At 65.6% G+C, this 244-nt stretch carries 1 protein-coding gene; it reads right to left on the bottom strand.

Annotated features, from left to right (window positions below; genetic code table 11):
- On the bottom strand, positions 1–244 hold a 244-nt coding region (locus CVH10_RS23490; protein ID WP_146143352.1), incomplete at both ends, for a hypothetical protein.

Genomic DNA, 244 nt, shown 5'->3' with positions numbered 1-244 from the left:
CGGCGCGCTGCAGCACGGTTTCGGTCGGCGTGTCCTTTACCCGGTCACCACCGGTCATCGCGTAACGCAGCATGTCGATGGCCGACGACGCGGCCCAGTTCAGCATGTTGCCGCTCCACTTGTTCGCGCAGACGATGGCCCCGCCTGAGAGCGTGGCGCTCGCTGTTCGCCTGAAGTGGCCGCCGGCCACGGCATAGTCGTAGCAGCCCATCGGGTCCCAGTAGCCGATGTACGACTTGGTGAT

Source organism: Halomonas sp. ND22Bw, assembly GCF_003011945.1.
GTDB classification, from domain to species: domain Bacteria; phylum Pseudomonadota; class Gammaproteobacteria; order Pseudomonadales; family Halomonadaceae; genus Halomonas; species Halomonas halophila.
This window is presented reverse-complemented; position numbering and strand designations above follow the sequence as displayed.